Here is a 22,778-nt window from a genome sequence, read left to right as displayed (position 1 = left end):
TCGTATAAACGCCATGCAAGTACCCCTTTTGGCCCTCCCTGACGGCCCCTCAGGCGCCGTCCGCCCGTGTGGCGAAGAGGCTCCGCAACACCCGCTGGAACAAAAGCAGTTGGGGGCGCGGTTGCTCCGGAAGCGTGAACCGTTCACGTGTCTACTAGGGGAGCTGGTCGTGCGCGTATTCGTCACTGGAGCGAGCGGATACATCGGTGGGTCCGTCGCCACCCGCCTGGTCGAAGCAGGACACGAGGTGACGGGACTCGCCCGGACCGAGGACCGCGGGAAGGCGCTCCGGGCGAGCGGCATCACCCCGGTGTTCGGGACGCTGGACGACGCGGACGTGCTCGCCCGGGCCGCGCGCGAGGCCGACGCGGTGGTCAACGCCGCGGACAGCGACCACCGCGGCGCGGTCGAGTCGTTCATCGAGGCGCTCGCCGGTACGGGCAAGGTCCTCGTCCACGCCAGCGGCTCCAGCATCGTCGGTGACGACGCCCGTGGCGAGGTCGCGGAACGGACCCACACCGAGGCCGTGCTCTCCCCCGACGACCCGTGGCGACCCGAGCCCGACAAGGCGCCCCGGGTCGCCATCGACCGGCTCGTCCTGGCCGCGGCGGAACGCGACATCCGGTCGACCGTGCTGTGCAGCAGCCTGATCTACGGACACGGGTACGGGATCTCCCGCGACAGCGTGCAGATCCCCCGCCTGGTGGACCAGGCCCGCAGGAGCGGGGTCGTCCGGCACATCGGGGCCGGCCGCAACATCTGGTCGACCGTCCACATCGACGACGTCGTGGCCCTGTACCTCCTCGCCCTCGCTTCGGCGCCGGCCGGGTCGTTCTACTTCGTCGAGAACGGGGAGGCGTCCTTTGCCGCGATGACCGGCGCCATCGCGGACGCCCTCGGGCTCGGCCCCGCCCAGCCCTGGGACATCGACTCGGCGATCCGGGAGTGGGGGTACGAACCGGCCGTGTACGCCCTCGGCTCGAACAGCCGGGTGCGCGGTACGGGGGCCCGGGGCCAGTTGGGGTGGAAGCCCGAACACGCCTCCGTCACCGACTGGATCCGCGGGCGCCTGACGGCCAACGAACCCGGCTGAGCCGATCGTCCGCGGCGGCCGGTGTCACCGGATGCCGAGCCACCAGACCGCGGCGGCGACCACCGCGGAGCCGGCAGCGGTCCCGGCTCCGCGCACCGCCCCGAACAGCGCGGTGCGCGCCAGCCGCCGAACGGTCCGCGGCTGCTTCTGCTGCTTCGTCTTCTTCATGGTGCGCCCCCTCGGGTGGTGTGCCCCGGCTCCGTTCGGCCGGGTGCTGAGCCGAGATTTCCGGCTGCCGGGGCGGGGCGTCCGAAGGAGCTGACGGTCCGGCCGGACTGCCTCTAAACTCGCAGGTCAACGAGGTGTCCGCCGGGGGCGGTACGGACACTGCGGACACGGTCGACAGGGGGGCCGGTGGCGGATCCGGCACAGGAGCTGAACGAGCAGTTGCGCGCCCTGGAGCAGCGCGCGCAGGCGGCCCGCAAGGCCGCTGGGCAGCCGAGTTCGCGACGGGAGGCCGCGGCTGCGACGGCGCGGACGAAGTACGGGGTCGCCGTGCGCTTCCAGGCCATCAGCGCCTGGCTCGCCGTACCGCCGAAGCAGGCGACCGTACCCAGTGCGGCCAGCAGCGAACACGTCCTCGCACTGGTCCAGGTGTGGAGCCAGTGGGCCGGGGAGACACCCAAGGAGCGGTACTGGCGGAACCTGCTCGACCGCGCACAGGCCCCGGCCGGGCGTACGGCCCCCGGCGCCGACTGCGAGATCTCGAACGTCCCGGTCGCCGCCGGGTTCGTCGGCCGGACCGCGGTGCTGAACGCACTGGACTCGGCCTTCGCCAGCCCCGGCGGGGTGGTGCTGCACGCGGTCCACGGGCTGGGCGGGGTCGGCAAGTCCGCGCTCGCCGCGCACTGGGCCGCGCGCCGGGCGTCCGCCCGGGTGCGGTGGTGGATCACCGCGGACGGTTCCGAAGCGGTGGACGCGGGCTTGGCCGCGCTGGCCCGCGCACTCCGGCCGGCGCTCGGGGAACTGCCCGCCACCCTCCAGGTCGAGCACGCGGTGCAGTGGCTCGCCACGCACGACGACTGGCTGCTCGTCCTGGACAACGTCGACCGCGTGGACGACGTCCGGGTCGTGGTCGACCGGCTCCCGGGGCGCGGCCGGGTCCTGGTCACCACCCGGCGCGCCACCGGTTGGCACCGGTACGCCGCCACCGTCCACCTGGACGTCTTCGAGCCGGCCGAGTCCGTCGCCCTGTTCACCGGGGTACTGGCGCACCACGACAGGGACGACGCGGACGGCGTCGCCGAACTGTGCGCCGAGCTGGGGCACCTGGCCCTGGCGGTGGAGCAGGCCGCCGCGTACTGCGCGGAGACCGGTACGAGTCCCCGCGCCTACCTCGGCATGTTGGCGCAGTGGCCCGGTGCGATGTTCGCCGCCGCTGCGGAAGGGGGCGATGCGGAACGCACGGTCGCGCGGATCTGGCGCCTGACCCTCGACCGCCTGACCGGTACGCCCCTGGCCCGACGCCTCCTACGCATCCTCGCCTGGTACGCCCCCACCGGCATCCCCCGGGACCTGCTGGACGGCTGCGCCGAGCCGCCGCCCGAACTCGCCACCGCGCTCGGCCGCTTGGTCGCGTACAGCATGGTCACCGACCATCGCGACGGCACCCTGAGCGTCCACCGCCTCGTGCAGGCCCTCGCCCGTACCCCTGACCCCGACGACCCGCACCGCGATGCGGACGACATCGCGGACGCCCGCGACCAGGCCGCCGCCCTGCTTTCGGGTGCCTTTCCCACTGCCGTCGAGCATCCCCCGAACTGGCCCCGGTGCCGGGCACTGCTCCCGCACGTCGACGCCCTCAGCGGCCACCACAGCCCCGAACTCGACACCGTTCACACGGCCCGCGCACTTGACCGAGGAGCCAGCTACCGCAAGGGGCAGGGCGTGTTCGCCCCTGCGCTCCCCGCTCTTGAACGTGCCCTCGGCTCCCGTGAACGGCTCATGGGCACCGAGCACATCGACACCCTGGTGTCCCGGAACAACCTCGCCACCACCTACGACTCGGCGGGGCATCCGGGGCGCGCCGTATCCGTGCACGAGCGCTGTGCCGAGGACCACGAGCGGGTGTTGGGCGTCGACCATCCGAACACGTTGATTTCTCGCAGCAACCTCGCGGAGGCGCTTAGGGAGGTCGGGGATGTGGAGCGGGCGCTGTCCTTGCACGAGGGGGTGCTCCGGGATCGGGAGCGGGTGTTGGGTGCGGATCACCCCGACACCCTGTTGTCCCGGAACAACCTCGCTGGCGTGTACCGAGCGGTGGGTGACGTGAGGCGTTCGCTAGCGCTGTTGGAACGCACCCTGAAGGACTACGAGCGGGTGTTGGGTGTCGACCATCCGAACACGTTGATTTCTCGCAACAACCTCGCGGAGGTACACCGGTTGGCCGGGGACGCGGAGCGGGCGCTGTCCTTGCACGAGGGGGTGCTCCGGGACCGGGAGCGGGTGTTGGGTGCGGATCACCCCAACACCCTGTTGTCCCGGAACAACCTCGCTAGCGTGCACCAACAGGTGGGGGACCTGGGGCGTGCGCTGGCCCTGTACGAGCGCACCCTGAAGGACTGCGAGCGGATCCTGGGCACCGACCACCCGCTAACCCTGCTTGTGTGGCAGAACCTGGAGCAGGCACGCGCCCAATAGCCGCGGCGGGACCGCGCCCCTCACCGCTTCGCGCACAGTGCCGCGTCGATCAGCGCATCGGTACGCGCATCGCGGTCCCCCCGTGCGAGGTTCGTGGACCGCAGCACGATCGCCCCGCGCTCGCCCTTCGCGGTGAAGGCGTTCGCGTTGAGGTGGCCGAGGGTCGTGCCGCCGTGGCCCCAGGAACCGACGCCGCAGCTCAGCTCGCGCCAGAACACACCGAGCCCCGCGTGTTCGTTCACCGCGCGACCCTCCACGGGCACCGGCACCGTCTTCTTCATCTCGGCCAGCGACTTCGGCGCGAGGAGCTTGCCGCCGAGCAGGCCCTGCCAGAAGCGGGCGAGGTCGTGGGAGGTGGTCACGAGGTCGCCCGCGGAGTCGCCCCACGTCATGCTGAGACGGGTGCTGTTGACCAGGCGCCCGCCCGGCTCGAACTGCTGGTACCCCCGGGCGTGCGGCTCGGGCAGCCCGAATCGCCGGCCGGAGGAGTACGTGTTCCGCAGCCGGAGCGGTTCGGTGATCCGGGCGCGGACCTCCTCGTCCCACGCGTTGCCCGTGACCCGCTCGATGATCAGGCCGGCGAGGACGTAACCGGTGTTGGAGTAGCCGAATCGCGCGCCCGGTTCGAAGAGGGGGCGGTCCCGCATCGCGAGGGCCACCAGTCGGCGCGGGGTGAAGGCGTCGTACCGGTGCTGCTGGAACGCTTCCGCGCCGAGGAGGGCGGGCACGTGGGAGACGTAGTCGGGCAGCCCCGCGGTGTGGTTCAACAGCTGGCGGACCGTGATCCTGTTCCCGTCGTTGCCGTTGCCCTCGACCAGGCCGGGCAGCCAGCGTTCGACGGTGTCGTCGAGGCGCATCCTGCGCTCCTCGACCAGTTGCAGGATGACGGTGCTGACGAAGGTCTTGGTGTTGCTGCCCATCCGGAAGTGGCCCTGGTGCGGTACGGGGCGGTCGGTGCCGAGTTCGGCGGTGCCGCTGCGCGCGTGGGTCCGCTGCCCGCCGTCCACGAGGGTTCCCTCGGCGCCCACGACTCCGTCCAGCCCGACGATGTCGTCGAGGCGCTGTTGGAGGTCGGCCTTGCCGAAGCCCCGGGTCCGGGTGTCCGAATGGGCCGCAGCGGCGGTGGCCATCGGCATCGCGAGGGTGGCCAGGCCGACGACGGTCGCGACGGCTGCGCGGACGATCCCACGACGGCCCGCGGAGGTCCGGTGCCGGGTGCCGGGAGCGGGGTCGGGTATCGGCCTCGGTGTCCGACTCATGCTGGTCGCCTCGCTGTGTGGAAGACATGGTGGAGCAACACCCGAATGGGGGCGCGGAAGTGGGGTCGGGGCGGGGTGGCCGCCGCAAGATCACTCACTCATGGGAAGACGGTGTGGGGCCGTGAAGGTTCCCCCCGGGCCGGAAGCGGAGCCGAACCCCCACCGCCCGGCGAGGGCTCGGCAGCACCGTCCGCTCAGCCTCCGGAGCCTCCCGTCAGGGCCACAGCAACTCGCGCCGCCAACCGCCCCCGCCACGGCCCTCGTCGCCGTCCTCCCGGACGTACCGCAGCCGGACGTGCCTTCGGCGCACGTCCCCCTGGAAGAACTCGACCTCGCGCGCATCGACCGCGTAGAGCGTCCAGGTCGGCGCGGGTGCATCCGGTTCGGTGAGGGCACGCTCCCAAGCCGCCTGGGAGGCATCGGCCAACTCGCCCCGACTGCCGAGTAGTGCACTCTGCCGTCCGGTCAGCGCGGCGGCGAGTGCCCCGGTGGAACGCACGCGGAGGCTGTCCCGCGCCTCTTGCGCCGGCAGTGCCGTGACGGGTCCGCGCACCCGGATCTGACGCGCCCGCGCCGGCCAGTAGAAGTCGAGCGCCGCGTACGGTCGTACGGCGAGCTGGCGGCCCTTGCGACTGGTCGCGTGCGTGGCGAACAACCAGCCCCGGGCGTCGACCCCGTGCAACATCACCGTCCGGACGTCGGGCAGACCGTCCGCGTCGGCCGTCGCCAGTGCCATGGTGTGCGGTTCCGTCTGCCCGGCCGCGACCGCGTCCGCGAACCACTCGGTGAACAGTTCGCGGGGCTCCGCGGGGCTCGCCTCCGGGGCGAAGGCCGGGAGTTCCGGCAGGTCCCAGACCCGCAGGGTCCTCAGCAGCGCGTCGAGATCGGTGTCCATGCCCCCGAGTATTCCCGTCCGGCCGCAGTCGCCGACGGACGGGGCGCACGGTGTCCGAGGGTCAGAACGAACCCAGCGTGAGCGCGTTCCCGTTGACGTCGTGCACCGAAACCGCCCCCTTGACCCCGTTCGCCGCGTCCTTCCACCGGTCGAAGGCACCGGCGAGGGCCTTGGCGGCGCCCAGCGGGTCGGCCACCTCCGTCTTCCCGCCGTTGATGTCCGTCGAGATGTACGCCTCGGCGAGTTCGCCCTGCCAGTCGCCGAGGACCCGCTGTATCCGGGAGGCCGCCGCCTTCTGCTGCTCGTCCCCGTTCGCCTTGATCCAGGTGCGGAACTCGGCGGCGGCCTTCTTCGACCCCGCCGCGTCCGAGTCCTCGGGCAGCTTCGGTTCCGTGAGGGTGGGGGCGTCGGGGGCCTTTTCGCCCTTCGGCTTCGATTCGAGCGGATTGCAGCCGGTGGTGAGCCCGGTGACCAGGAGCGCGGTGAGGGCGCCGGAAGCGAGTCGGGTGAAGCGTGTGGACATGTGCTGAATTCTCCTCGGAAACCGTTCGCGCCCCGTCGGGGACGGGGCGCGAACAGAACGTCACATCAGGCCGGAATCAGAATTTGATGGCGTCGGCCTTGTCATTCCAGTTGCCGCCGTAGGGGTAATCGTAGTCCTTGAAATTCGCGTACAGGCTCCAACCGGAGGCCAGGATGAGGTGCGGGTCGGGCAGGCCGCTGCGGATGTCGTACAGCCACACGCCCCGCTGCGGGCGATTGACGAACGCGGAGGAGGTCTTGTCGCGGAAGCTCGGCTTGTAGCGGTCCAGGTGGCGGGTCTTCGCGGTGTCGTACGTGGGCCACTGGAGGCGACGGCCCGTGAAGTCGGCGTGCTCCCAGAGGCACACCCAGTCGCTCGGGCAGTCGCTGTACGCGTTCGTCCCCACGTTCCCCGCACCGGCGGCGGCCTGTGCCGCACCTTCCCGTGCCGCCTGTGTGGGCGCGTGCTGGGCGAGGTAGGCGTTGGCCTGCGCGTCGGTGTCGAAACAGTGCATGGTCGCGTCCACGCCCACCTCGGCGCACACCTGCGCGGCATCGGGTATGTCCACGTTGTCGGGCACCAGAGCGCCCTGGTAGTAGACGCTCGCCGGGTGGGTCGCGGAACTTTCGAGTTCCGCCTCCTCCGCGGGCGTCAGCGTGCCGGAGACCGGCGTCGCCGGATTCGGCACGGGTGCATTGGCGAATGACGGGGTGACGAAGATTCCCGTTGCAGCCATGGTGAAAGCGGCGGTCGTCACAGCAAATCGAGTTCGATTGCGCATGGTGATCCTTCGCTGGTCGGTGTTGGTCAAGCACCGCAATGGAGTGAGGTCGCGTACGACACCACTCACTCGCCCGCATTTACTGCGCGCAGTTCGATGGAGAACGCGCACAGGCGGGTCGGCCGTCCCCCACGGCCTCGGCCGTCCCCTACGGCCGTTCCGCAAAGATGGCACACACACTCCTGGAATTCAGGGGCGGTGTGTCTTGAATGGCGCTTGACCGAAGGAGCCGGCGCCGCGGACGCCGCGGTACCACCCGCTGCGGAAGGAACCCGTCCGGAGCGGGTGCCGCAACGCCGTGGCCGCGGAGCCCGCCGGAAGCCGCACACCCGCCCGTTCGCAGCCCTGTCCGGGGCCGTTCACCGCCCGCCGCCCCAGCCTCTTGCCGGACCCACGGGCGGCGGCCGGGCAGGACGCGGCCAAGATGGCTCATTGTGCGATCAGGTCCCCCGGCAGGTGGGGGAGCCGTACGACCAGCATGTCGGGGGTCGTGCTCACTCCTCGGCGAGGAGTCGGGCGGTCGGCGTGCGGCGTTGGATGAGCACGGGGACGAGGGCGGCTGCGGCGGAGAGTGCGGTGCCCGCGACGACGACGCTGACGGTGGGGATGAGTAGGTCGCCCGTGTTGCCTGTGGGTGCTAGCCAGAGGGTGGCGGTTGTGCCGAGGAGGGTTCCGGTGAGGGTGCCGAGGAGGCCGATGAGTGTGCCTTCGGTGAGGACGAGTCGGGTGGTGACGCGTTCGTCCCAGCCGACGGCGCGGAGTAGGGCGAACTCGGCGGCTCGGTCCTGTACTCCGAGGTAGATGACGTCCCCGACGGCGACTGTCGAGAGTACGACCATGGTGATGACGGCGGCGATGTCGGTGGAGCGTACTTGAACGGAGATGGTCTCTCCGAGTAGTGAGCCGGCCAGGGTGCCTTGGAAGGTGTAGGTGGCGGCGAGGAGGAGGACGGTTGCTGCGGCGGCGGTGGCGACGGCTGCGGCGCCGAGGAGGGTTCGGCCGCGGGCGCGGGTGGCGCCGGCGAGGGCCATGCCGACGATTCCGGCGAACATGCGGGTGCGCCGTCCGGTGGTGACGGCGGGGCGCAGTGCGGTGATGGGGTGGACGCGGGCTGCGAGCCAGGCGGGTATCGCTCCGCTGACCAGCGCAACGGCTAGGGCGACGGGGATGGCGAGGGCGGCTCGCGTGGGGGGTACGTCGATGTCGAGGACGATTCCCGCTGCCCAGGCCACGCCCGTCCCGGAGATTCCGGCGATGGTGCCGAGGAGGAGGAGTTCGCCGAGGACGATGGTGAACAGGTGCCGGCGTTGCCAGCCCACCGCGGCCAGCAACCCCAACTCGCCGCGCCGCGACCGTACCGCCGATGCCGCCGCGTTCGCCACGAACAGCGTGCACACCACCAACACCAGCACCAACAACACCAACGACTTCGCATCCGATGCCTTGATGATCTGCGTCGCCACGTTCTTCTTGCTCCACCACTCCGTCAACCGCAACTCCGGCCGACCGTTCTCACCCGCCGGCAACACCACCGTCCGCGCCACCGGCGACGAACCCAACACCACGTCCACGTGCAGGCCCGTCCGTGCCTGGATCTCCTGAGCTGCGATCCGTACCCGCTCCCGCGACACCTCGTCCGCGCCCGACACCCCGGCCACCCGCACCCGGATCGCCGACACCGGCGCCAACGACTGCTTCCGCGTCATGTAGCCGTTGTCCGCCAGCCACTGCGTGGACGCCAACGACACCAACATCAGCGGAGGTTGCTGGACGTAGGAAGCGGGGGAGGCACCGGGGCGCAACGCGTCACCGCCCAGCAGTTTTCGGGAGCGGTCGTCGGCGCCGGTGAGGGCCGGTGCACCGTACGTACCGAGGGGGACCCGGCTCGCCGCGTCGAACTCCGGCAGCCGCTCGGCGTCGAAGGTGCCGACGATCTTCGGATGGCTCCTCAGCTGCACGGCCTGCGACTGCTGCGGTACGAGCGTACGGAACCACACGTCCTGGCCGTCGAGCGGCAGGATCGTCTGGGACAGCGGCGGGCGTTTCACCGAGCGGGGCCGCAGGGTGCCGTCGTCGGACAGGTCGTAGGTGATCGGCTGCGTGGCCAGGAACCCGGGCAGGACCATGTCGCTGCGCTTGCCGATCGGGTGGTCCAGCTGCCGGGCGCCGGCTTCGAACCGCTTGCGCAGGAGCGGCCGGTCCTCGCCGCGCCGGGTCAAGCTCACCCGTACCGCCAGGGCGTTCGCGGCGCGCTCGGAACGGAGCATCGGGAGGGTCGTCTCCACGGACTGGTCAGGCTTCGTCACATGGAGGGGCCCGGCGGGGCTCAGGTACTTCCCCTTGGTGACCGCCTCGTCGAGGCCGAAGAGCTCGGCTTCGGCGACCGGGTCGACGCCCGCGACGAGGTACGACACGGGGAAGTTGAACAACACCCGGGTCCGGGGCCCCGGCTTGCTCTGTTCGAAGTCGGGCCCCGTCTCGGTGACCTTCGCCCAGGACAGGCAGGTGACGGAACTGGAGAGTCCGGGGACGTGTTCCGCCTTGCGCATCGTGCCCTTGCACACCTCGCGTCGTTCGCCGGAGGGGAGGACTTCGAAGAAGCGACTGGTGTGGTAGGTGACGGCCCCGCTCGCCTCCGTCTGTTCCACCTTGGGCCCGGGTTTGGCCTCCAGCGGGTGCGGGGTGATGAAGACGGTGTGCGTGCGTTGTTTGATGGTGGAGAGGCCGCGGTCGTACTCCCAGGTCCGTCCGAGGTCGAAGGTGCCCCGGGTGCCCTTGGGGATCAGCTCGGCGAGGTCGATGGCGACCCCACCGGGCTCCGACGTGTGCCCGAGCATGGCGAGCGGTGCTGCGACGTCGACACCGGGTACTTCTCGTACGGTGGCGAGCTGGTCGGTGGTGATGCCGCCGTAGACGTCGGAGAGGGAGTTGGGACGTATCAGCCCCTCCGCCTTCTCCAACTCCTGTGCCGAGCCCTTGGGTCGGACGAGGAGGTCGTACGGGACGCGGCTCTTGGCGATGGTGCCGGTGACGGTGAGCTTGCTGGACTCCGTGGTTGCCGTCAGCACCACGAACGACGACACCGCCACGAGGATCCCGGCGAGGAGGGCCACGGAACGCGCCCAGTGATGCATCAGATGGTGGCGCATCAAACGGAGCACGGGGCCCTCCTCATCGGGCTTACCTCAGGTGCGTCGTGCGGCGGTCAGCACATGCCGCAGTACTCCCAGCTGCCGCAGTACGGGGTCGGGCAGGCCGACCCGCCCGAGTAGCAGCACCGGACGAACCTCCGCCCGGCCGTGCATCGGCCGTCCGGGCGGGCGGTGTTGCAGGCCCCGCTGGAGCAGCTGTAGCAGCCGGCATGTGCTTCGGCTTCGGGCGCCAGCTTGCTGAGCAGGGTATCGCCGAGCCTGGTCAGGAGCTTCACGGGATTCGCCTCTTCTCTTCGTGCGCCGTCGTGGGATGTGCGTCGTCCGGGTTCCGACGCCGCTGGCTGCTTGCAGCGGCTGAGCGGGAACGCCGCGGGGGCGGGTCTCCCGATGCCGGATGCGCGGCGGATTCGGGGAGGAACTCCCGAGCGTGTGGTGTGGAGTTCCGCGGGACACCACGAACGGCGCTTCTGATTCTGAACTCTTTGGAGTAGACCATTCACTCCGCGTAGTCACAATGTGATGATCAGCCATGCGACTCAGGCCACCTCCTGTTGCACGTGTAGCGAAGTGGTGCGAGCCGCGGTTCCGTTCGGCGGCGCCTGTCGGGTGCGGGCCGGGGCGGCCGTCGCCGGTTCGTCCCAGGTCGGGCCCGGGGTGAGGTCCGGTCCGCAGCGGGCGCACGCGGTACGGGTCCGCCCGTCGACCTGTACGGGTAGCCGGGCGGAGGTGGGGCGGGCGCACCGTACGCAACGGTCCGTCCGGCGGCGGGGGACCGGCACGGTCAGCCCCTCCCCGGTCATGCCGTGCTCCCCACCGCGCGCAGCTGCAACGTACGGTCGTCCGCGCGGTGTTCCGCGGGCCAGCGGAGGTTGAGTACGTGCGCCGGTATGGGCGGGACGCGGGGTCCCGCCCATACGTCGGGCGGCCCGTCCCACTCCTCCGGGAACAGCGGCTCCGGCTCCCGAACGGCACGGTACGCGGGCGCAGTTGGCGCGTGCCGTCCCCGCGACGGCCACAGGCGGCTCAGCACCCACAGGACGAACGACCTCAAGGAGCCGCGGCGGGCACCGTGCACCACACCCACCCCTCCCGGTCGACGCCCCAGTCCTCCGCGAGTGCCGCGACGAGCATGAGGCCGCGCCCGTTCTCGTCCCCGGGCCCCGCTGTTCCGACCCGTACCCGGTCCGGTTCGGTGAACCCGCTGCGCACCGCGAGGTCGACCCCCTCGTGCGTGCAGGTGATCCGGACGCGGATGGAGTCGCCGTTCCCGTACAGGAGGGCGTTGGTGACGAGTTCGCTGACGAGCAGCCCCGCGTCGTCCCGCAGGTGCCCCAGTCCCCAGTACCTCAGCCGGGTCTCGGTGAGCCGTCGTACCTGGCCCACCCAGAGCCGGTCGGACGCGGCCGGGAAGGTGCCCGGTCGGAGCGGGGTGCGGTCGAAACAGAACGCGGTCACCGCTGCCGCGTGTGTTCTGCGGGTCGCACGGCCGGTCATGGGTGCGCTGGGCATGGGGAGGTGCCTTCTCTCGTACCGAGGGTGTGAGGGTTCCCCCGCTCGGGCCCTGGCCGGGGACCCGATGGGCACGCGACAGCTGAGGGGCGCGTGCGCGGGGGCGCGTTGAGTGGAACGGATGCGCTTTCCGTAATCGCTCAACTACAGTCCTGCATCACGCACATGGCCTGCAAGTGCGACGAGACCTGTAGGCAAAGTGGCACATGCCAGCGCGCGGACAGGACCTCTCGCCCGGCTCACAGGGGGTTCGAGGCCGGGAGCATCCGCACGCGGGGCGTTGTCACGAGTCAGGAGAGGACACACACGCGTGGCTGCACGACGAGGTCCCACGTTTCGGCGTCGCGCTCTCGGCAAGGAGCTGAGGATGCTCCGGGAGCGGACCGGGATCACCATCAAGGAGGCGGCAACGGGCCTCGGCTTCAGCGAGACGAAGCTGAGCCGAGTGGAGACCGGGCACAACAACCTCCCCAGGGCGGAGGACTTGGAGGGCCTACTCGACCGCTACGGACTCATGGACTTCGACCAGCGAGAGGCTCTGTTGACCCTCCATCGCGAGTCGCTGAGTCGCGATCCCTATGTGAGCTTCCAGAACATGGTGTTGCCCAGCATGCCGATGTTCGCCAGCCTAGAGTCTGACGCACAGCTGATTCGGGCCTGGCACCCCATGTACGTCTTCGGGCTGCTTCAGAGCGAGAGTTACATGCGGGCCCAGTTCACCATCTCGAAACCGGTGGACGAGACGACGACCCAGTTCATCGAGACCAACGTGCGGCTTCGGATGGAGCGCAAGAAGGTGCTGACGCGGCAGGACAACCCCGCGGCGCTGTGCGTTGTCCTGGACAAGTCCGTACTGCGGCGTGTGATCGGGAGTCCCCAGGTCATGCGGGAGCAGTACGCGGAGCTTCAGCGGCTATGCGTCCGGGAGAACGTGACGGTGCAGATCCTTCCGTTGAGCGCGAGGAGCTATCGCACGGGTGGCGACTTCACCATCCTGGACTTCGGCGCATCCCTTGACTCCGTAGTCTTCGTCGATGTCTCGACCGGCTGCACTGTCACGGACAAGGAGTTCGACATCCATCAGTACAACCGACGATTCGATGCCATGCGAAGCGAGGCGTTGGGTCCCTCGGCCACTCCTGACCTTCTGGACCAGCTCATCAAGGAGTTCGACTCAGCGTGAACGTGCCTGCAAGCAGCTCGAAGATGCCGAGTGAACAAGTATGGTTCAAGTCCTCCTATAGCGGAACGGAGGGCAACATTTGCGTAGAGGTCGCCCACTTTGCGCACCGTACGGGCGTCCGCGACTCGAAGGACAAGCAGCGCCCCGCGCTGTACGTCCCGCACGCGGCCTGGCAGGAGTTCGTACGGCACACGGTGGCGATCTTCAACGACCCTCGCTAGGGTGCGTGTTGCTCATTCGAGAGCGAGAAGCGCTGGCGACGTGTCCGATGGGGGACAGTGCTTCGGTCTCGATAGGCAATGAGCACCATGAGTCTCTAATCGTCGCAGAGCCTCAGCAGGCCATCCGCAAGCGGTGGTCGAGCTGAGGCTGCCCGCCGACTGGTCGATCACCTTGGTGAAGGGATCGACTGGTGAGGCCGACTTTTCTCGTGCAGGTGCTTCTCACACTCCTGTCCTTCGTGTCGTCGCTGCTGGTAGCGGTGGTCGCGGGGGTGCTTTCGCATGTGACTGGGGCGCGGGTAGCGGGCGCGTTGCTGTACGGCGGCGGCGCGTTCATCGGCTGGATGACGCTCTGCGTGATCGTGCTGACGGCACTCGGTCTGCTCGGGCACCACGGTCAACCCGGCGAGTGAGGAGCGTGCGGAAGTCGCCCTGACGGAGACCGATCCGAGGGATCACGTGGTGCAGCAGCCCGGACCCGCGATGGTGGACGATGGAGCCTGCCCGGTCGAGACGGACGCCGTTGCGGTTGGATGGTGTCGCGGAGAAGCTGCCCTTCGCGTTCGAGCAGATGGAGGGGTGTGCGGCCCGGTGGATCAGGTGCACGAGGTTGTGACAGGGAACCGCTATCCGGGGCGGGGCGTCGAGGAACTGCTGGCCAAGTAGAACCTCTTCGACAACCGCTCGCTGGAGTTGTCGAGTTGGCGCGACGCCCGGGAGGAGGCCGCCCGGTCCGAGCCGTAGACTGCCCGGCACCGAGCTCGGACCGACACCAGGGGAGGAACCCCGTGACCGACACCCGCACCATCACCAACCCGTCCGGCCTGCACGACCCGACGCCGTTCGGCTACAGCCACGCCGTGTCCGCGCCCGGCGAACCGGTGTTCATCAGCGGCCAGTACGCCTCCGACGCCAGCGGTCAGGTCGTGCCGGGCGACTTCGCCGCCCAGACGGAGCTCGCCCTCGCCAACCTGCGCACCGCGCTCGCGGGGGTCGGCCTCGGCTTCGAGCACGTGGTTCGGCTCGGCTCGTACATCGTCGACCACGACCTGGAGAAGCTGGCCGTCCTCGGTAAGGCCCTGGCCGGGGCCTGGGGCGACCGGCTGCCCGCGCAGACGCTCAGCGGGGTCGCCTCGCTCGCCCTGCCGGGGATGCTCTTCGAGATCGATGCGGTCGCCGTCCGGCCGACGGCGGGGACAGCGGACTGACCCTCTGCTCGGGCGCCACGGTCAGCTCGGCGAGTGAGGAGCGCCCGGCACTCAGGAGCACGGCCGGAGTCGGATCCCACCGGCGGACCCCGGAGGTCAGAGCTGGCGGGCGAAGACGCGGGCGCCGTTGTGGAAGTGGACGGTGAGCCCGTGGTTGCCGGCACGCTCACCCTCGCGAGTGGACCAACGTTCCACGGACGCGATCTCAGCGTTCTCGGACCGGGTCAGCGCCGCGGCGAACCACGCCTCGGGAAGGTCGTCCGACTGCGGGGGCTCACCCGTCGGCGGGGCCGCGTCGGTCACGGGCGCGTCGTCGAACGAGTCGTGCTTCGCGCCCTCGGGGAGCTGTCCCACGAACTGCCACCGGGCCTCCCCGGTCGCCGTGGTGATGACCACGCCCCGCGGGTGCTGCTTGTCACCCGCTTCCGCGAGGGTTTGCACACGGCTGGCCGTGGGCTGGTTCTTGACCAGGTCGATGACGAAGTCCGTGAAGCGGGTGGGGCGCATGACGTGAAATCCCTTCGTGGAAGCCGCGCCAGTCTATGAGCCGTCACGCCCCGGCCGAGGCCATCGACACATCACGTGCCGAGCCCCTGCACGCGTCCTAAGGCACTGTCACGGTCGAAGGGATGCCGCGATTGCGGGGAGGCCGGCGGCCCGGCGAGCCATCAGGAACATTGGCCCTCGGGACCTCTGTGTTTCGTGGACGACGGTGAAGCCCTGCTGCTGGTAGTAACGGACGAGACCGGGGTAGCGGCAACCGCGCCGCACCCACACCCGGCCTTCGCGGAAGGCCCGATCAACTGCCCACAGAGCCAGCAGCGTGCCGGGTTTCCACGCGCGAAAGCGGGGGTCGGTGACCGTCGTGTAGAGATACAAGGACGGCTCGCCCAGTTCCTGTTCCGTCCAGGCCATCGGAGGCGTCGAATCCGTCACGGTGGTACACCCGGCGGGCTTCCCGTCCGCCTCCAGGATCCACATCGATCCGTCTACGTTGTCGGTGAGGGCGGTGACGCGCCCCACGTCCGCACGCCAGCTGGGGAACCCCCGCTCCTCCAGCCACAGCGACCGCGCCAGCACGATGGACTCGACTGCCGGCTCATCGGCTGGCGTTGCGGGACGAACTCCGAACCGGACCCGAGCCCTTCCCTCACGTCGGTCCGAGCCGGAGGCTTCGTTGACCCGTGGGCCAACCGGTTCTGAGGCAGGTGCTTCACCCATGCCGTCACCGTACCGAGGCGTGAACGTCACGTGCTCGCGCAACAGCCGGAACCGTACTGGCGGGCACGTCGGCGAACGGGACAGAATCGTCCCCATGAGCCTGCGTCTCGGGGAAGCGGCGAGCCGTCCGGCCAGGTGGCCCGGTCACGCCGCGGTCGTGTGGGGATTGGCCTTCGCCATTCCGAGCTTCGCCTGGGCGTGGGGGGTCGGCCTGGCCACCGCCTCGACCGCGCTCGCGCCATCGCTGGTCGAACTGGCCCGTGAGCGCGACCCCGGGTTCATCGCGCTGCTGTGGGCCACGGGCGCGCTCAAAGCCGTGGGTGGACTGCTGGGCGTGGCGCTGGTGTGCCGTCATGCCTGGGGCCGCGGCATGAACCGGCTGCTGCAACTGGCGGGCTGGGGCGCGACGGTCCTGCTCGTCTGGCACGGGGCGGAGTTCGTGGTGCACGGACTGCTCGTACAGGCCCACGTCATCGACATCGACCCCGACCTGAGTTCGGTCACCCGCTGGTACACGTACCTGTGGGGGCCGTGGTTCGTCGCGGGCGGGGTCCTCTTCGGGCTCGCCGCACGGACCCACTTGAGCACGGTGGCGGACCGTGGGGACGCCCTGATCGCGGGGAGGATCGGGGGCTTCGGAGCGCTGGCCCTCTCCGCCGCCGCCCTGATGACAGGGATCGGGTAGGGCCGCCGGAGGTCCACCCTTCGGCAATCGGCGCCCCCCAGCGGGCCGCCGCTCAGAGGCTCTGGACGAGCCCGACCCCCAGGGCGACGAGTGCCGCGGCGATCAGAAGGGCACCGGCCCGGGTGAGGTGCGTGCCCAGGGACGCGCGTCCTTCGGAGCCGAGGGCCAGGTGCACGAAGAAGCCGCCGGACTGGGCGAGCACCCCGACCAGGAGGAGGACGCCGAAGACCCAGTCGGTGCTGGACGAGAACTCGGCCTGCGGCAGGTAGAGGAAGTAGACCAGGGAGAGGATCAGCAGCACACCGGCGTGCGCATGACCGGCGCGGAAGGACCGTTCGCGCAACGGGGTGAGCGCGCCCTGCCTGGTGGTGATGAACTGGAGCAGCGCATGGCCACCGAACTCGACGGTCACCAGGGCGAAGAGCGCGATGATCGGCAGGAGTTCGTACGCTTCCATGACGTGCCGCCTTCGGCCGTGACGGGCAGGGGAACGGGCCGCACGCTACGGCACCCTCCGCTCGCCGCCGGTCGGTGGCGAGCGGACCCGGTGGGGATTCACCCGGACGGCACGTCGCCGTGGACCGCAGGGTGCCCGTCGGCGCACCGCGTACCAGTAGCGTCGCTGAACATGCGGAAGTCGGTCGTTCTGGGGGCGCTCGTCCTGTCGGTGGCGCTCCTCGGGGCAGCTGCCGAGGGGTCCGTCCCCGCCACTTCGCCGGGTGCCGGGGACGGTCTGGACCGGTTCAGGAGCCAGGCCGTCAACTGGACGCGGTGCAGGGACGCGTCGCTCGCCGCGAGCGGGACGGAGTGCGCGCGGATCACCGTTCCGCTCGACTACGGACGGCCGCGGGGACGCACCATCGAGGTCGCCGTCTCGCGGATCGCGTCGACGGACGCGGCGCGGCGGCGCGGCATCCTCCTGACCAACCCGGGCGGTCCCGCGGCCCGGGGCCTGGGCCTGCCGAGGGACCTGCGGACGGTGATGGGCCCGGCGGTGACGGCGGCGTACGACGTCGTCGGCATGGACACTCGGGGGCTCGGCGAGAGTACCCCGGTGGACTGCGGGCTGACCCGGAGCACCTGGCTGCTGCACGCGCCGGGGCCGGACCGGGCGGGGTTCGAGGAGAGCGTACGGCGCTCCCGGGCCGACGCCCGCAGCTGCTGGGAGCGTGCGGCGGACGTGCTGCCCCACCTCTCGACCCGCAACATCGCCCGGGACGTCGACGTCGTCCGCGGTGCGCTGGGCGAGCGGCGGACCTCGTGGTTCGGCCAGTCGTACGGGGCGTTCCTGGGGGCCTCCTACGCCCAGATGTTCCCCGACCGGGTCGACCGGCTGGTGCTGGACAGCGCACCGGACCCGGCCGAGTACCCGTTCCGGATGGTGCGCCGCCAGGGTCTCGCCAACGAACGGGCGCTGGACGACTTCGCGGCCTGGGTCGCGCCCCGGCACCGTACGTACGGACTCGGTGCGACGCCCGCGGCGGTGCGCACCCGGGCCGCGCAGCCGGTCTTCGGGCCGATGACCCACGCCCCGTTCCCCTGCGCCTTCTGGGCGGAGGAACCGCGCGAGCCGCGGACCGTCATCGACAACGGGGTGCCGGCCCTCCAGATCCAGGCGACCGGGGACCCCCGCACCACCTACCGGTCAGGGCTCCGGATGCACCGCGCGCTGCGCGCCTCCCGGCTGGTCACGGTGCCCGCCAGGGCGCACACCGTCTACGCGAGCCGCCCGAACGACTGCGTCCGCCGCACGGTCAACACCTATCTGGTGCACGGCACCCTGCCCGCCCGGGACACCGTCTGTCGCGACTAGGACGCAGGGCGCGGCGGGGGCTCCTGCGAGGTGCGGCCGTCGTCCCCTCCGCTCTCGTTGCCGCTCTCGTTGGCCTCGAACAGTTCCCGGGTGCGGCGCAGGAGGGCCGCCCGGACCCCGTCCGGGGCCAGGACCCGTAGCGGGGTGCCCAGGCCGAGGAGGTACCGGGCGAGTTCGTCGGCGTCGTTGGCGCCGATCTCGACGATGGTCGCGTCGGGCCCGTCCGGGTGGTGGGTGCCGATCGTCGGGGGGACCAGGCGCAGCGCCCGGTCCATGGGGTGCGGGAGCCGGACCGTCCCGTAGAGGGGGTACACGACGCTCGCGATGCTCCGGGAGACGAGGTCCGCCGGGTCGGGCGGGTCGACGAGTTCGACGGGCCGTCCGGTCGGTCGTACGTGCACCACCCGGTCGGCCCGGAACGTACGCCACTGGTCCCGGGCCACGTCCCGGGCGACGAAGTACCAGCGCAGGCCCGTGTGCACCAGACGGTAGGGGTCGACGTCCCGGACGCTCTCCCGGCCCGCGTGGTCGCGGTACGACAGCCGGGTGCGCTCGCCGCGGCGACAGCTGGCGGCGAGTTCCCGCAGCAGGCCGGGGGAGATCCGCGGCCCCTCCGCCCTGGGCGTGTGGACGAAGGTGGCGTCCATCTCGCCCAACCGGTCCGCGATCCGGGGCGGCAGCACCTGGCGCAGTTTGAGGAGCGCCGACACGGCCGCGCGGTCGCCGCCGAGGACTCCGCTGAGCGCGGCCTCGCGGAGTGCGACGGCCACGGCGAGCGCTTCCTCGTCGTCGAGGACCAGCGGCGGCACCCGGGTACCGCCGCCGAGTCGGTAGCCGCCCCAGGGCCCGGGGTCGGACTCGACGCAGTAGCCGAGTTCCCGCAGCCGGGCGACGTCCCGCCGCACCGTGCGGTCGGTGACCGCCGTCCGCTCGGCCAGCTCGCGGCAGGTCCAGGTCGGCCGTGCGGACAGCAAGGAGACCAGTTGCAGCAGGCGGGCGGAGGTGCTGATCACGTTCCGCAGTGTTCCCCATGACCAGGACCGGACCTGTCCTGGTCCCGTCCTAGGGTCCCCTCCCATGAACACAGGAACCACGCGTACGGGAACCACCATCGCCGCTGCACCCGCACCGGGGATCCGGCTGATGTCCATCGACTTCGACTGTCCGGACCCCGCCGAACTGGCCCGTTTCTACGGAGAGGCCCTCGGCCTGCCCGTCGTCTACTCCAGTGACGACTTCGTCCTGCTCGGCCGGGAGGGTGCACCGGGGCTGGGCTTCATCCGGGACGTCGACTACCGGCGCCCGACCTGGCCGGACCCCTCCCAGGGGAAGCAGGCGCACATGGAACTGAACGTCGACGACCTGGCGGCGGCCCACGCCCGGCTGCTGGCCCTGGGCGCCGTGGAGCCCGCGGTCCAGCCGCACACCGGACAGCGCAGGGTCCTGCTCGACCCGGCCGGTCACCCGTTCTGCATCGCCACGCAGAGCTGAGCGTCACCGGGGCTCGGCAGCACCGCAGCAGCGCACCCCTCCGGTCAGCCGGTCGCCGTCCGGACAGGGGCGCTGCTGCGTCCCTGCTGCCGTCCGCTGAGTTCCGCGTCGAGCGTTTCCATGGCCACGCGCATGGACTCCGCGTACACGGGGTCCTTCAGCCGCTTCCACATCTCGGCCTCGGGCACGTCCTCGACGCAGCTGCTCACCCACCAGATGTTGCCGAAGGGGTCCTTGACGCGGCCCCCGCGCTGTCCGAAGGCGTCGTCGGCCACGGGGGTGACGACCCGGCCGCCCGCGGCGACGGCCCGGGCGACCGCCTCGTCCGCATCGGGGACGAACACGTTCAACAGGCTCGGCAGGGCGGGCCAGTCGGCCTGGCGGTCGAAGGCGGACACGACGGTGTCGCCGAGCCGGACCTCCCCGTGACCGATCGACCCGTTCTCGGTCGCCACCCGCATCAGTTCCTCGCCCTCGAACGCCGCGGTGACGAACTCCAGGAAGGCTCCCGTGTCGTCGGTGACGACCCAGGGCGCAACGGTGGTGTAGCCCTCGGGCGCGGCGTTCTTCTGCTCCGGCATCGCGGTCCTCTCGCTGGTGTTCGCTTGCCGAAGCCGACGATAGGCACCCAATAGGCCACAGTGTGTCCGCTAGGGCGAGGTGTTCGAGCCCGTCGCGTCGATGCGTGAACAGCCCTGTCGTTGCGCCGAGTTGAAGCTGACGAGGCACTCGCTAGCATCGGCCCTCATGATCGCAGTCGTCGTCACCATCGCGCTGGCGTTCGCCGGCTACGCCGTCACCTACCTCAACGGACTACGCCTGTCGCAGCGGCAGGAGCGGCTGGCCCGAGTGAACCGCCAGCTGAGCGACTTCTACGGGCCCCTCTTCGCCCTCACCGAAGCCAACAGACGCATCTTCGCGGCGTTCTGGGAACGCCACGCCCGCCCCGGCGGAAGGTCTCCGTTCGACGACGAGACCCCGCCCACCACCGAGGAACTCACCGAGTGGCGGCTGTGGATCACCACCGTCTTCCTCCCGAACATCCAGGTCATGCGCGACCTGGTCATCAGGCAGGCGGACCTGTTGAGCGAACCGGAGATGCCGCCGCTCCTGCTCGAACTGTGCGCGCACGTCTCGGGCTACGAGGTCACGGCCGCCCGGTGGGAGCAGGGCCACTACGAGGAGCACCTCTCGGTGGTGCCGTTCCCCAGCGAGGACCTGGGGACCTATGCGCGGGAGGGGTTCTCCGCGCTGAAGAAGGAGCAGGCCCGGCTGCTCGGGCGGCAACGGGGGAGCTGACGGACTCCCCCGTCGCCCACGGGCCGGGCGGTGCGGGGGGCGGGTCAGGTCGCTGAGTCGGCGAGGATCTTGAGGGCCAGGGTCCGCGTCTGCTCGTCCGCCTTCTCCGGGCTGCCGGTGCCGAAGGGCGGTTCGGGGTCGTACTCCAGGGCCAGTTCCATGGCGCGGCCGATCCGGTCGTCGGAGAGGCGTGCAGCGAGGTGCAGGCCCATGTCGATCCCGGCGGAGACCCCGGCGGCCGTGATGATCTTGCCGGTTTCGACGAAACGCCCCGGTGTGTAGATCGCCCCGACCTCCTTCAGATAGGGGCGGGAGGCCCAGTACGTGGTGGCGGGCAGCCCGCGCAGCAGCCCGGCCGCACCGAGGATCAGCGAACCGGTGCAGATCGAGGTGGTCCAGGTGGTGTGCCGGTGGGCCCGGCGGATCCATTCGAGGATGCGTTCGTCCGTCATGCTGGCCGTCGTGCCGCGCTCGCCGCCGCCCGGTATCACCACCACATCGGGGCGACGGACCTGCCGCAGGGACTTCGCCGCGGCGATGCCCAGTTCACCGGTGTCCGTGCGGACCAGTCCGGCCTTGACGGCCACCGTGGTCACCTGCACTCCGGGTACGCGGCAGAGCGCCTCGTACGGCCCGACCGCGTCCAGCGCGGTGAACCCGTCGTACAGCAGCACCGCCACCTGCACCTGTCCGGGCTTGCGGTCCGCACCGGCCGCGGGTGCCGTCGCCGGCGCCGCCGCGGCCGGGGCGGTGGCCGCCGCGCTGGCGATGCCCGCGCCCAGGGTCACGCCCGCTGCCGTCAGCAGTGCTCCGCGGCGGCTGTGCGTCTGCTTCTCGCTCATTCCTCGGCCCTCTCGCTGGCTCGTTCCTTGTGCTCCAGGAGTCGGTGCGGTTCCCGACCGGGTTCCCGGATGGTGCTGCCACGCTTCCCTCGGAAACGGCCGACTCGCCTCGGCCCGGGGCGGTCAGACCGTCGCGTCGGCGATCAGCTTCAGGGCCAGGGCCCGCCGCTCCGCGTCCGCCGTCTCCGCGTTGCCGGTGCCGAAGGGCGGTTCGGGGTCGTACTCCAGGGCCAGTTCCATGGCGCGGCCCACCCGGTCGTCGGAGAGGCGTGCGGCGAGGTGCAGGCCCATGTCGATCCCGGCGGAGATCCCGGCCGCCGTGATGATCTTGCCGGACTCGACGTAACGCCCCTTCGTGTGGATCGCCCCGACTTCCTTCAAGTAGTCGTAGAGGGCCCAGTGCGTGGTGGCGGGCACGCCGCGCAGCAGTCCGGCCTTGCCCAGGATCGCGGCGCCCGAGCAGACCGAGGTGGTCCAGAGGGTGTGCCGGTGGGCCCGGCGGACCCAGTCGAGCACCTGGGTGTTCTCCAGCACGGCGTACATGCCCGGCCCGCCGCCGCCCGGTATCACCATCACATCGGGACGGGGGACCTGGTGGAGGGACTTCGCCGCGGCGATCTCCATCCACTTGGTGTCCGCCCGGACCAGCCCCGCCCGCACGGCCACCGTGGTCACCCGTACCCCGGGTACGCGGCAGAGCGCTTCGTACGGCCCGACCGCGTCCAGCGGGGTGAACCCCTCGTACAGCAGCACCGCCGCTTCCAGCTGTCGGGGCTTTCGGCCCCCGACCGCCGTGGCCGGGGCGGTGGCCGTCGCGCTGGCGGCGATGCCCGCGCCCAGGGTCACGCCCGCTGCCGTCAGCAGTGCTCCGCGGCGGCTGTGCGTCTGCTTCTCGCTCATTCCTCGGCCCTCTCGTTGCGCCCCGTCCCCGTTGCAGCAGGAGTCGGACCGGGACGCGGCCGG

General features: G+C 70.8%; 26 protein-coding genes. 10 read left to right on the top strand and 16 right to left on the bottom strand.

Annotated elements, in window-relative coordinates; genetic code table 11:
• The first annotated feature begins 169 nt into the window (after window positions 1-169).
• Window positions 170-1,093 (top strand): NAD-dependent epimerase/dehydratase family protein, encoded by a 924-nt coding sequence (locus ACFV88_RS24700; RefSeq protein ID WP_385494033.1) that lies wholly within the window; start codon window positions 170-172, stop codon window positions 1,091-1,093.
• Window positions 1,094-1,117: 24 nt separating this feature from the next.
• On the opposite strand, the gene ACFV88_RS24695 is transcribed toward ACFV88_RS24700, so the two are convergent.
• Window positions 1,118-1,261: a hypothetical protein gene (locus ACFV88_RS24695; RefSeq protein ID WP_385494031.1), complete on the bottom strand. Its 144-nt coding sequence runs from the start codon at window positions 1,259-1,261 to the stop codon at window positions 1,118-1,120.
• Window positions 1,262-1,447: 186 nt separating this feature from the next.
• Here ACFV88_RS24695 and ACFV88_RS24690 point away from each other — a divergent pair, with 186 nt between their 5' ends.
• On the top strand, window positions 1,448-3,733 hold the full coding sequence (locus ACFV88_RS24690; protein ID WP_385494030.1) for a tetratricopeptide repeat protein: 2,286 nt from the start codon (window positions 1,448-1,450) through the stop codon (window positions 3,731-3,733).
• A 20-nt stretch (window positions 3,734-3,753) separates the two neighbouring features.
• On the opposite strand, the gene ACFV88_RS24685 is transcribed toward ACFV88_RS24690, so the two are convergent.
• From ACFV88_RS24685 to ACFV88_RS24650, 8 genes are all read right to left on the bottom strand, one after another.
• On the bottom strand, window positions 3,754-4,992 hold the full coding sequence (locus ACFV88_RS24685; RefSeq protein ID WP_385494029.1) for a serine hydrolase domain-containing protein: 1,239 nt from the start codon (window positions 4,990-4,992) through the stop codon (window positions 3,754-3,756).
• 214 nt (window positions 4,993-5,206) lie between these two features.
• Complete coding sequence (locus ACFV88_RS24680; RefSeq protein WP_385494028.1) at window positions 5,207-5,887, bottom strand: pyridoxal 5'-phosphate synthase; 681 nt, start codon at window positions 5,885-5,887, stop codon at window positions 5,207-5,209.
• Between the two features lie 61 nt (window positions 5,888-5,948).
• Window positions 5,949-6,410, bottom strand: a complete 462-nt coding sequence (locus tag ACFV88_RS24675; RefSeq protein WP_385494027.1) for a hypothetical protein — start codon at window positions 6,408-6,410, stop codon at window positions 5,949-5,951.
• Between the two features lie 76 nt (window positions 6,411-6,486).
• Window positions 6,487-7,221 (bottom strand): peptidase inhibitor family I36 protein, encoded by a 735-nt coding sequence (locus tag ACFV88_RS24670; RefSeq protein WP_385494026.1) that lies wholly within the window; start codon window positions 7,219-7,221, stop codon window positions 6,487-6,489.
• 464 nt (window positions 7,222-7,685) lie between these two features.
• Window positions 7,686-10,352: an ABC transporter permease gene (locus ACFV88_RS24665; protein WP_385494025.1), complete on the bottom strand. Its 2,667-nt coding sequence runs from the start codon at window positions 10,350-10,352 to the stop codon at window positions 7,686-7,688.
• 44 nt (window positions 10,353-10,396) lie between these two features.
• A complete protein-coding gene (locus tag ACFV88_RS24660) occupies window positions 10,397-10,618 on the bottom strand; it encodes a hypothetical protein (RefSeq protein ID WP_385494024.1) in 222 nt (73 codons plus the stop codon).
• A gap of 261 nt (window positions 10,619-10,879) precedes the next feature.
• The gene (locus ACFV88_RS24655; RefSeq protein ID WP_385494023.1) at window positions 10,880-11,143 is read right to left on the bottom strand and encodes a hypothetical protein; all 264 of its coding nucleotides are present in this window, start codon (window positions 11,141-11,143) and stop codon (window positions 10,880-10,882) included.
• 247 nt (window positions 11,144-11,390) lie between these two features.
• Entirely contained in the window at window positions 11,391-11,852 is a 462-nt protein-coding gene (locus ACFV88_RS24650) for an ATP-binding protein (RefSeq protein WP_385494022.1), read from the bottom strand.
• Between the two features lie 310 nt (window positions 11,853-12,162).
• Between ACFV88_RS24650 and ACFV88_RS24645 the strand changes: the two genes are divergently transcribed.
• From ACFV88_RS24645 to ACFV88_RS24630, 4 genes are all read left to right on the top strand, one after another.
• The gene (locus tag ACFV88_RS24645) at window positions 12,163-13,035 is read left to right on the top strand and encodes a helix-turn-helix domain-containing protein (protein ID WP_385494021.1); all 873 of its coding nucleotides are present in this window, start codon (window positions 12,163-12,165) and stop codon (window positions 13,033-13,035) included.
• A complete protein-coding gene (locus ACFV88_RS24640; RefSeq protein WP_385494020.1) occupies window positions 13,032-13,256 on the top strand; it encodes a DUF397 domain-containing protein in 225 nt (74 codons plus the stop codon). The genes ACFV88_RS24645 and ACFV88_RS24640 overlap by 4 nt, the downstream gene beginning before the upstream one ends.
• A 209-nt stretch (window positions 13,257-13,465) precedes the next feature.
• Entirely contained in the window at window positions 13,466-13,669 is a 204-nt protein-coding gene (locus tag ACFV88_RS24635; RefSeq protein ID WP_385494019.1) for a hypothetical protein, read from the top strand.
• Between the two features lie 375 nt (window positions 13,670-14,044).
• Window positions 14,045-14,464: a RidA family protein gene (locus ACFV88_RS24630; protein WP_385494017.1), complete on the top strand. Its 420-nt coding sequence runs from the start codon at window positions 14,045-14,047 to the stop codon at window positions 14,462-14,464.
• A 96-nt stretch (window positions 14,465-14,560) separates the two neighbouring features.
• Here the strand turns inward: ACFV88_RS24630 and ACFV88_RS24625 are convergent, their stop codons facing one another.
• Window positions 14,561-14,971 (bottom strand): hypothetical protein, encoded by a 411-nt coding sequence (locus tag ACFV88_RS24625; protein ID WP_385494016.1) that lies wholly within the window; start codon window positions 14,969-14,971, stop codon window positions 14,561-14,563.
• Between the two features lie 108 nt (window positions 14,972-15,079).
• Window positions 15,080-15,727, bottom strand: coding sequence for a GNAT family N-acetyltransferase (locus ACFV88_RS24620; RefSeq protein WP_385494015.1), 648 nt, complete (start codon window positions 15,725-15,727; stop codon window positions 15,080-15,082).
• Window positions 15,728-15,779: 52 nt separating this feature from the next.
• Between ACFV88_RS24620 and ACFV88_RS24615 the strand changes: the two genes are divergently transcribed.
• The gene (locus ACFV88_RS24615) at window positions 15,780-16,370 is read left to right on the top strand and encodes a DUF3995 domain-containing protein (protein ID WP_385494014.1); all 591 of its coding nucleotides are present in this window, start codon (window positions 15,780-15,782) and stop codon (window positions 16,368-16,370) included.
• A 52-nt stretch (window positions 16,371-16,422) separates the two neighbouring features.
• On the opposite strand, the gene ACFV88_RS24610 is transcribed toward ACFV88_RS24615, so the two are convergent.
• A complete protein-coding gene (locus tag ACFV88_RS24610) occupies window positions 16,423-16,827 on the bottom strand; it encodes a hypothetical protein (RefSeq protein WP_385494012.1) in 405 nt (134 codons plus the stop codon).
• Between the two features lie 171 nt (window positions 16,828-16,998).
• On the opposite strand from ACFV88_RS24610, the gene ACFV88_RS24605 reads away from it, so the two are divergent.
• Window positions 16,999-18,183 (top strand): alpha/beta fold hydrolase, encoded by a 1,185-nt coding sequence (locus ACFV88_RS24605; protein WP_385494011.1) that lies wholly within the window; start codon window positions 16,999-17,001, stop codon window positions 18,181-18,183.
• Here ACFV88_RS24605 and ACFV88_RS24600 read toward each other — a convergent pair.
• Window positions 18,180-19,196 (bottom strand): helix-turn-helix transcriptional regulator, encoded by a 1,017-nt coding sequence (locus ACFV88_RS24600; RefSeq protein ID WP_385494009.1) that lies wholly within the window; start codon window positions 19,194-19,196, stop codon window positions 18,180-18,182. The two genes, ACFV88_RS24605 and ACFV88_RS24600, sit on opposite strands and share 4 nt — an antisense overlap.
• 64 nt (window positions 19,197-19,260) lie before the next feature.
• Between ACFV88_RS24600 and ACFV88_RS24595 the strand changes: the two genes are divergently transcribed.
• Window positions 19,261-19,674 (top strand): VOC family protein, encoded by a 414-nt coding sequence (locus tag ACFV88_RS24595; protein WP_385494008.1) that lies wholly within the window; start codon window positions 19,261-19,263, stop codon window positions 19,672-19,674.
• A 44-nt stretch (window positions 19,675-19,718) separates the two neighbouring features.
• Here ACFV88_RS24595 and ACFV88_RS24590 read toward each other — a convergent pair whose 3' ends face one another.
• The gene (locus ACFV88_RS24590) at window positions 19,719-20,255 is read right to left on the bottom strand and encodes a VOC family protein (protein WP_385494007.1); all 537 of its coding nucleotides are present in this window, start codon (window positions 20,253-20,255) and stop codon (window positions 19,719-19,721) included.
• Window positions 20,256-20,421: 166 nt separating this feature from the next.
• Here ACFV88_RS24590 and ACFV88_RS24585 point away from each other — a divergent pair, with 166 nt between their 5' ends.
• Window positions 20,422-20,973, top strand: coding sequence for a hypothetical protein (locus ACFV88_RS24585; RefSeq protein ID WP_385494006.1), 552 nt, complete (start codon window positions 20,422-20,424; stop codon window positions 20,971-20,973).
• 44 nt (window positions 20,974-21,017) lie between these two features.
• Here the strand turns inward: ACFV88_RS24585 and ACFV88_RS24580 are convergent, their stop codons facing one another.
• Together ACFV88_RS24580 and ACFV88_RS24575 are read right to left on the bottom strand one after the other, a co-directional pair.
• A complete protein-coding gene (locus ACFV88_RS24580) occupies window positions 21,018-21,815 on the bottom strand; it encodes a DJ-1/PfpI family protein (protein WP_385494005.1) in 798 nt (265 codons plus the stop codon).
• A gap of 123 nt (window positions 21,816-21,938) precedes the next feature.
• A complete protein-coding gene (locus tag ACFV88_RS24575) occupies window positions 21,939-22,715 on the bottom strand; it encodes a DJ-1/PfpI family protein (protein ID WP_385494004.1) in 777 nt (258 codons plus the stop codon).
• Window positions 22,716-22,778: the final 63 nt, after the last annotated feature.

Source organism: Streptomyces sp. NPDC059816, assembly GCF_042732055.1.
Lineage (GTDB): Bacteria > Actinomycetota > Actinomycetes > Streptomycetales > Streptomycetaceae > Streptomyces.
This window is presented reverse-complemented; position numbering and strand designations above follow the sequence as displayed.